Source organism: Paraburkholderia dilworthii, assembly GCF_000472525.1.
GTDB lineage: Bacteria > Pseudomonadota > Gammaproteobacteria > Burkholderiales > Burkholderiaceae > Paraburkholderia > Paraburkholderia dilworthii.
Genome location: NZ_AWZT01000095.1, coordinates 1 through 8,334, shown reverse-complemented (window position 1 = coordinate 8,334; position 8,334 = coordinate 1). Strand labels below are relative to the sequence as shown.

The following is an 8,334-nucleotide window of genomic DNA, read 5'->3' as shown; positions in this document are numbered from 1 at the left end:
TCGCGGCGTACGTGCAGCAGCGCGGCGTGCAGCAGGGCAAGCGCGTGCAGGCGCTCGGCGGCGCGAAGAATCATCTCGTCGTGATGCCCGATGCCAATCTCGATCAGGCCGTCGATGCGCTGATCGGTGCCGCCTACGGTTCAGCCGGCGAGCGTTGCATGGCGATCAGCGTTGCGGTGCTGGTNGGCGACGTCGCCGATCGCATCGTGCCCGCACTGGCTGAGCGTGCGCGAAACCTCGTAATCGGCGACGGCATGTCGCCTGAGGTCGAAATGGGGCCGATCGTCACCGGCGAAGCGCTTCAACGCATCGAGAGTTACATCGGGCAAGGCGTGAAGGAAGGCGCGCAACTGATCGTCGACGGACGTGGCATTCGCGTGCCGAGCCGCGAGACGGGCTTCTTTACGGGCGGCACGCTGTTCGATCATGTGACGCCCGACATGCGGATCTACAAGGAAGAAATCTTCGGTCCAGTGCTGGCCTGCGTTCGTGTGAAGGATTTTGGTGAGGCGGTGAGCCTTATCAACGCGCATGAGTTCGGAAACGGCGTGTCCTGCTACACCAGCGACGGCGGCATCGCCCGCGAATTCGCGCGACGCATTCAGGTCGGCATGGTCGGCATCAACGTGCCGATTCCGGTGCCGATGGCATGGCACAGCTTCGGCGGCTGGAAGAAGAGCCTGTTTGGCGATATGCATGCGTACGGCGAAGAAGGCGTGAGGTTCTATACCCGGCAGAAGTCGATCATGCAGCGCTGGTCGTCGAGCATCGGCAAGGGCGCTGAATTCGCGATGCCGACCGCCAAATAAGCAAGGTGATGTCCCGGTGCATGGAACGTCGTTGCAGTTACTCGCTGCGCAGCGACGACCGGGCTCATGGACCTCGAACTGAGCGAGCTCGGATCGGCAGCGCAACGGTCTGCAGTTCCCGCGAATGAAACTGGCTTGGGGCTCATGGCAGGTTGCTCTCTTCAGTCGATGAGCCGGCCTGCTTTTGCAAGTTGACGGAAGAATATGATTTCGGCCTCGGCCGGCCATCCCCGACCGCGGTTGAACTGCGGCTTCCATTCGAAGAGGCTGGTTCTGCCGGTTATTCAAGGTCCCCACCGATTTGTATCGGTCGCGTCTCGTTCGGGCAAACGACCTTAGTCGCCATTGAAGCGACCATCGCTCATTGTGATCCATGATCCGTGGGGTGTGCGTGGCCCGAAAGGGTGGCTGCGCCAAATGCTTGCGAACTGCTGGTCCCGGAATGTCTCATATACTTCGCGCTTTATGATCAGACTGCAGGGTCTTCGAGGATTGCATCATGGGTCGATGCTTTCGCTCAGGCGACGCGGGCGATAGCGCGATTCCCCCGGCCTTGATGTAGCAATAGTCCGCGCCTTCCGGATAGGTTTCGATACGCGAAGCAAGGATAGCCGATGGTTCGTCTTCTGCGCTCTTGCGGATGACGGCAGCGGCAGCGCTACGGAAATCCGCCGCGCGGTCGCACCGCGCGATCGGCGTTTGAACTGCAAACTTCGGCAACCGGCCAGGTGCGGACATTAGGACCCGGGCGTGCGGGGCAATCCAAGCGGCCGCTCCGCCCCTGGCAGCGGACCTTGACGCGCGGGAACCATGTCCTTCGCGTCGTCGGATGGCACGGCCGTTCTCATTGTCTTTGTTTGCGGGTCTCGACAACTTGGTTGCCACCCACCTACGAGCCTGCTCACTTCACTATTGATACGCCGCGAGGGCGGACGATGTTTGAAGCGTCGATGAACCCGGGAGTACTGGAGCGGAAATTTCAGTATCTGCGTCTCGAAGAACGCATTCATACAATGCGCACCATCCGTGTCGCTTCTCGACGTGAATCGTCTATTTCGAGTTCGGCAAACCTCAAGCTGATGTGTGAAAAAGGGCGCAAATCGAAATCATGTTTAGCCGTTCAAAAACGTTCCGCGCCAGTGCCGTGATCAAAAAATCGTGAAGGCACCACAGCCTTCAAAGGTCTTATGTCCCGGACTTCGGCGCGCGTATCGGAAAAACCACCTTTGCGGCAACTACGCCAAGCGCCCCCCCGAGCAGCGTCTCCCACGCGCGTGCAGCAAGGAGCACGTATGAATGCACACCGCTAGCCGCGAGCGTCACGATCAACGTGAAAGCGAACGCCGCACAGGCAATGTCGTAGCGTTCCGGCAGCGCCATAGAATAGATGATCATGGCGATTGCCGCCGCAGCCCAGACCAGTAGCGGCGCGTGCACGGCGATGGGCAAGCAGGCGAGCCCTAGCGGAACGCCAACCAACGTGCCGATTATCCGGCGACGACGTAAGTGCACGCGGTGATCGCCCAGCCGGACTCCTCAAGCCCGACCACACCGTTCAGAATGACAATGATCAATGCGCCAACGGCCGCCTGCAATCCCATGGATAACTCGGGCGAGTATCTGCCCGGAACAACTTGCGGCCCGGCAGCGAGCACGGCTGGCGTGACGGGCCGCTCAGCGGGTCCGCTCAGCATACGCGGCACGACCGACGCCACCGTAGCTATCAGTGCGGCGATCGCAATTGCCACCGCGTCGTCGGTAGTCATACGAGCGCCGTAAGCGAGCAACTCGCCGATATAAATCTGCGATCCGATGCCTGCACCGAGAACGCCGAATCGTTTGAGATAGCCGACTAGAAAGGCGCCCGTCACCAGAACCATTTCCGGACCCGCTCGTCCGGTCAAGCGCAGCGGCTCGGATAGAAAGACGAACACAAGGGCACCCAAGCCAGCAGAAAAGCTTAGTAACGCGAGATCGCGGCTTGACCCGGCTCGCGTCGATTTGCCCTCTGACACGCTTGCCCACAGCGCGAAGCTTCCAGCAAGATAGCTGAGCGAGATGCTGCCAGGCACGTGATGAGCAATATCTTGCAACGCTCCCAGTGCGGCGGCGATGCCGTACGCCGTTACGAGCCGAAGCCCCTTGATGCGGCGGTGCGTACCGGGATCGATTCGGTCCAGCCAGCGGCCGAGTGCGGAGAGCGAAGATGAGACCCGTCGCGATCTATCGCGTTGACCTGGGGAGCGCTGCGGACTGTCGTTCATTGGTGACTGTCCATGACCTTGTCGGGAAAGTACTGAGCGGCAATGAAAATACGCGGTGCGCCTTGAACAGCCTTACGAGCCTTATGACGCCGCAGGCAAAATGGCCGAGCTGATCGCGATAATCCGCTCCAGATCGCGCAAGCTCGCAGCATTCGTCTTGCGCAGAATGGTCTTCACCTGCGTGCGGCCTGTATCGAGGGAAACTTGTCTGTGTCTCGCCACGTCTTCGGCGGTCGCACCGCCGCTAAAGCGCAACGCGACTTCCGCTTCTGCTTTGGTCAGGCCGTAAAGTTCGCTCATCAGGCTCGGCGGAGGTAACCATCCCCGGTTCAGCTGCCGAACAACCAGCATTGCCGCGCCGGGAGCGACGCCGTAGCCGTCAATCTGACGGGAAAACAGGTGAGTTAAGGCAGGAGACACGAGCACCGCCAACTGCGCGTTCCGGGCGGGTTCGTCGCGCGTGGTCCGCAATCTGAATGCACCGCCCGAACCGCCGGCGGTGGCGTCGGCGACGAGTTTGACCAACGTCGATTGATCGTCCGGATGGCGCGCAAGCAGGCGCACATCGCCTACCCCAGGGCAAGGGCCCGATCCAAGCATCGCGAGGCCGCATTGACTGCCTTCCATCAACCTGCAGGCTGCTGCATTCGCGTACAAGATTCGCATCGTGCGGTCCACGAGTACGACAGCAATCGCGAGTGCGTCCAGCGCACCGGAACCGAGGTGCGTCCGGTCAGCAATCGCAAGCCGCTTTTCCAATTGAAGCGCGCGCTGCAAATGGGGTAACAGTGTCAGTAGGCGGCGCTTGTCGGCGTCACTAAACGGGCCGCTGGTCGCATCGCGCGAAAAACCTATGGGAGCGAACGACTCCGCGCCCGGCAAGCCTCCCAGCAGATAACGAAATCCGGCCGGCCGCGCGTAATCGGCGTAGTAGTCGGATTTGGTCAAGGCGCTGTACGGCACGATCTCGTCGCCGACGATGACATTGATCCTGGGCATTCCGGGGTCGCGAAAATGTTGTTCGGCCAGCCGGCGATACGGATCAATCCGATGATAGTACTCGGCGTACGCGTCGGCGTACTCGTCGTCGCCGCCGCCCAAGACCTGGCGGATCCTGTCGGGGGCCTCCAGCAGCACCAGACTGACCCGCTGTGCCCCAAAAAGCGTACATAAGCGTGGGGCAACGTCGTCCCATGCCGCCCCGTCGCCGGTCGCTGCCGCGTAGATTAGATTGATGACATCAGACAGAGCGGACTCAGGCACAGAAGCCTCCGACTGCCGAAGTGAGGCCGTTTCATACCCAGTTAAGGGGATGGAATTGCAGTCGAGATTCTACACAATTCTCCCAGGCCGAATTTCCACGAACGTTCGGCACACACATTGACGGATTTCGGCGTCTCCAAAAGCACGGAGGTCAAGCTGGAGTATGGCGGCCAGCTCGGCAGCGGCTACAGCTCGAATGAAGGCATCTTGCGCGTGAATCATCTGTTCTGATTCCGCTTCACGAAGCGCATCGGCGGCGTTCGGCTTGTCCGGTGCATTTTCGGAAACACCACTATGAACATGAGTTCCAGATTGACCGAGACCGCTTGCCTGGCTCTTACGGGCGATCGATGCGTCGCCGTTCCTGAGATCGGCCTGGAGTTAAGGGTCCGCACGCCGAAAGATTTCATGGGCAACGGCCTCGAACTGATTGAGACGATCAACGCGCCGGGCTTTGGTCCGCCGCTGCATAGGCATCGCGAAGCGGAGATCTTCTACATCTTGCAGGGGCGCTATCTCTTCGAGGTGGATGGCAAGCGCTTCGAAGCGACAGTGGGCGACACCGTCGTGGCAAATGGCAACGTGCCACATCGCTTCGTGAATATCGACAGCCATCCATCGAAGCAACTCGTGATGATCGTCCCTGGTTTCGACGCCCTCGCGTTGTTTTCTGAACTGGGCTCTGCAATGACGGGCGGAAGTCTCGACGATGAGGCGAAGCAGGCGTTCAGCGTGCGTTGGGGAGTCGAATTTTTAGGGCCGCCTCTGGGTACTCCGTCAAGGGGAACAGCATGAGCGCCGCGCCGCTACAGGTGCGTGACATCGGCAGCTTTCACGTGGGCGGCCACAAGGTCTCGCTAACCGGCTTAGCTCCGAGGTCGCGTGTTAGCACGACCAACGGCGCGGTTCATCCCATCGATCCCAATGGAGAGATGATCGCCGGGCAGATGTACGTGCAGTACGTCAAGCTGGCGGCGCCGCGCAGTGCACATCCTCTTTTGCTCTGGCACGGCGGAGGGATGAGCGGCGTCAACTGGGAAACGACACCAGACGGGCGTGCGGGATGGCAGATGTTTTTTCTGCGGGCGGGCTTTGACGTCTTCGTGTCCGACGCGGTCGAACGGGGCCGGGCGTCGTGGGCTCCGTATCCCGACGTCTTCCCGGATGCGCCCTATTTCCGCACGGGACGCGAAGCATGGGAGGAAACGTTCCGCTTCGGTCCGGCCGGTTCCTGGCATGCCGATCCTGCGCAACGTCGTCCTCATGACGGACTTCGCTTCCCTGTCGAGCGGATGGAAGGGTTCATGAACCAGTTCGTTCCGCGCTGGGGCCGGCAATGATGCGCTCACCCAGCACGCCTACGACGCACTCATTGGCAGCCTCGAAAGCAGCATCGTGCTGACCCACAGTCAAGGCGGCAATTTTGGGTTCAACGCCGCGCTGCACGCGCCGGATCGCATCAAGGCCGTTATCTCGCTCGAGCCGTCTGGCGCACCGGATCCGAGAACTTGCGATCCAGCGGTCGTAGGCGGCATTCCGCATCTTTTCGTTTGGGGCGACTACCTGGATAAGCACCCTTTCTGGGTTGAATCAGTGCCCAAAGTACGGCGTTGGTATGAGGCGCTCGGCGCCGCTGGCGTGGACGCCGAATGGATCGACTTGCCTTCACGTGGGATCGCCGGAAACAGCCACGCTTTGATGGCCGACGCAAATAGCGACGCAATCGGCGAAATAGTGCGCGATTGGATGTGCAGAAAGAATCTGTTGCGCCGCGTTGATCCTGCGGTTGACGCATCAAACGGTCCATCGGACAAACAAACTCAAGGCACAGCATCATGCAATTGAATTCCAATACCATCGACATACCCACGATCGGCGTCAACGTTCAGGTACGCATCGGCCCGGCAGCGACCGGAAACAAGGAGACACTCATCGAAACTTCCGACGAGCCCGGCTATGGGCCGCCAATGCACCGGCATGAGCGGGAAACCGAAATTTTTCACGTGTTGACCGGTCAATACCTGTTCGAAGTGGACGGGGAACGCACTATCGCCAGCGCGGGGGAAACCGTCGTGGGGCCGGCGGGCAGCACGCACCGCTTCACCAACATCGACAAAGAGACGTCGCGCATGCTGGTACTGATCACGCCGGGACTCGATGCGGTCGCTTTCTTCGTAGAACTTCGCAGCGTGATGTCGAATGGGGAGCCTGCACCCGATGCTATACGAGACTTTGGCGCGAAGTGGGGTGTCGAGTTTGTCGGTCCTCCGTTGAAGGCGTAAAGGGCTTGTCTGCTTGGACGCTTTTGACTTATAAAGCTCGGGCCGGCTTATCCCGGCGCCATATGCCGGCGAGCGTTCGGGGTGAGTTCGGGCGCTTTCTTGAAGCCATGCGGTGCCGCGAGATTCGGAAACCAGCGCGTAAAGCGCGGCTGGCTGACACCTTGACGCGCGTGCTGTCCACGGAATGCGAACCATGCTCCACGAGTTGGGCCGAACCGTCCTGGTGATCATCGCGGCGTTGTTTCCGATCATTAATCCACCAGCGGCGGCGTTCATCACGCTGAGCCTCATGCCTCACGCCTCACTCGAGGAGCGCGCGGAAATGGCTCGCCGCGTTGCGATCAACAGTTTTGTGGTCCTGCTGGCGTCGTTGTCAGTTGGCGCCTACCTCTTGTCTTTTCTTGGCATTTCCATCCCGGTGTTGCGAGTGGCCGGTGGCGTGATTATCGCGCTGGCGGGCTGGAATCTGCTGCAGTCACCCGCCGACGACAGCACTGACACAAAGCCGGATGCCATCGCTTCGCGACACGAATCGCTACGCGCGAAGTCGTTCTACCCCCTGACGCTGCCGGTCACCGTCGGGCCTGGCGCGATTTCAGTGGCGATTGCGCTTGGCACGGGATCACCACGCGAAGGCCTGCAGCCCGTCCACTTTATCGGCGTCGGTCTCGCGCTTGGCCTGATCTGCATCAGCATTTTCCTGTGCCTTCGATTCGCGGGCCACATTCAGAAGTTGCTCGGGCCGTCGGGCACGCAGGTCGCCATGCGGCGTTCGCTTTCGCGATCTTTTGCATCGGGATGCAGATCTTGTGGCTCGGCTTGTCGGAACTGATCAGTTCCCTGCATCTCCATTGAACGGGTTCATCAGGTTCACGCAGCGAACACACCTTGGCATCGTGGCGTCGAGCGCGTTTATGCTGGATGAGCCGGATGCGAACAAGCGCCGCGAGATAAAGCAGCAGGAAAATCCACCGCGTCGCCGCCGTGCTCTATCACGAGCGAAATACCGACGAGCCGGGGCTGAGCCGTCCGCAACCGGAAAACAATCAAGGGTCACAGGAGGACGCGGGGCGAAAGGTGACTAGGCACCGGATAGACATGTGGTGCGCCGATCCAACGTCCGCTTCACACTTGGGACCGGCCTTGATACGCGCTTGGTCTGAGGGACTGCTGACGGTCGGTTTTGTGCGTTCGCCGTCGACCCGCGTTCGGCCAGTTAGCGACGTTCGCCGATGCCGTCGTGCGGACGTTCGAACGTCGGCTTAGCCGCAAGTAACGGACCTTCGTGGCGGATTTTGTCGGCGCTTGGATATTAGCTCAAGTTGCCGGATTCTTCGGTTTGCCCGTCACCCGGCGCCACGCTTCCAGGATCACGTTGATCGCCTGATCCACATCCGGCTGGGTCGTCGCCCAGGAGATGACTGACACGCGCATGACGCACATTCCTCTCCATTCCGCGCCCGAGAAGAAGAAGGTGCCCTCTGTCTCCAAGCGAGCAATGACATCCCTCGTCGCCTGGTCGGATTGCTCGGATACCTCGGCTGAGCCGAATCGGACAAGGAACTGATTAAGCTCTACTTTGTTGAGCACACAGATACCCGGTTCCTTGGCTAGCGCGGATGACATTCGTTCAGCAAGTTGGCAATGCCGTTCAACCATCGCCGAAATTCCGTCCTTGCCAAATGCGCAGAGCAAGGCCCATGTTGCAAAACCTCG

The 8,334-nt window shown here is 60.4% G+C and carries 10 protein-coding genes and 1 pseudogene; 7 read left to right on the top strand and 4 right to left on the bottom strand.

Annotated features, from left to right (window positions below; all coding sequences use genetic code 11):
* A partial coding sequence (locus tag F759_RS0134615; protein ID WP_027803663.1) for an aldehyde dehydrogenase family protein occupies positions 1 to 809 on the top strand: 809 nt, incomplete at its 5' end.
* Between the two features lie 935 nt (positions 810 to 1,744).
* Entirely contained in the window at positions 1,745 to 1,957 is a 213-nt protein-coding gene (locus F759_RS43825; RefSeq protein ID WP_154670929.1) for a hypothetical protein, read from the top strand.
* 37 nt (positions 1,958 to 1,994) lie between these two features.
* On the opposite strand, the gene F759_RS45100 is transcribed toward F759_RS43825, so the two are convergent.
* The 3 genes from F759_RS45100 to F759_RS0134600 form a co-directional block, all read right to left on the bottom strand.
* Complete coding sequence (locus F759_RS45100; protein ID WP_322787133.1) at positions 1,995 to 2,321, bottom strand: FUSC family protein; 327 nt, start codon at positions 2,319 to 2,321, stop codon at positions 1,995 to 1,997.
* Positions 2,297 to 3,073: a hypothetical protein gene (locus F759_RS39680; RefSeq protein ID WP_322787132.1), complete on the bottom strand. Its 777-nt coding sequence runs from the start codon at positions 3,071 to 3,073 to the stop codon at positions 2,297 to 2,299. Before F759_RS39680 ends, F759_RS45100 begins: the two co-directional genes overlap by 25 nt.
* An 81-nt stretch (positions 3,074 to 3,154) precedes the next feature.
* On the bottom strand, positions 3,155 to 4,336 hold the full coding sequence (locus F759_RS0134600) for a PAS domain-containing protein (RefSeq protein ID WP_152530796.1): 1,182 nt from the start codon (positions 4,334 to 4,336) through the stop codon (positions 3,155 to 3,157).
* A gap of 294 nt (positions 4,337 to 4,630) precedes the next feature.
* Here F759_RS0134600 and F759_RS0134590 point away from each other — a divergent pair, with 294 nt between their 5' ends.
* The 5 genes from F759_RS0134590 (at position 4,631) to F759_RS39670 (ending at position 7,450) form a co-directional block, all read left to right on the top strand.
* Positions 4,631 to 5,131, top strand: a complete 501-nt coding sequence (locus tag F759_RS0134590; RefSeq protein ID WP_244438998.1) for a cupin domain-containing protein — start codon at positions 4,631 to 4,633, stop codon at positions 5,129 to 5,131.
* Positions 5,128 to 5,676, top strand: a complete 549-nt coding sequence (locus F759_RS43820) for an alpha/beta hydrolase family protein (protein ID WP_063829691.1) — start codon at positions 5,128 to 5,130, stop codon at positions 5,674 to 5,676. Before F759_RS0134590 ends, F759_RS43820 begins: the two co-directional genes overlap by 4 nt.
* A 55-nt stretch (positions 5,677 to 5,731) precedes the next feature.
* Positions 5,732 to 6,181, top strand: coding sequence for an alpha/beta fold hydrolase (locus tag F759_RS43815; RefSeq protein WP_063829690.1), 450 nt, complete (start codon positions 5,732 to 5,734; stop codon positions 6,179 to 6,181).
* The gene (locus F759_RS0134580; protein WP_036026120.1) at positions 6,172 to 6,618 is read left to right on the top strand and encodes a cupin domain-containing protein; all 447 of its coding nucleotides are present in this window, start codon (positions 6,172 to 6,174) and stop codon (positions 6,616 to 6,618) included. Before F759_RS43815 ends, F759_RS0134580 begins: the two co-directional genes overlap by 10 nt.
* A 193-nt stretch (positions 6,619 to 6,811) precedes the next feature.
* Positions 6,812 to 7,450, top strand: a complete 639-nt coding sequence (locus F759_RS39670; RefSeq protein WP_244438997.1) for a MarC family protein — start codon at positions 6,812 to 6,814, stop codon at positions 7,448 to 7,450.
* A 485-nt stretch (positions 7,451 to 7,935) separates the two neighbouring features.
* On the opposite strand, the pseudogene F759_RS39665 reads toward F759_RS39670, so the two are convergent.
* A pseudogene (locus F759_RS39665) lies at positions 7,936 to 8,334 on the bottom strand (aspartate aminotransferase family protein); the annotation flags it as partial.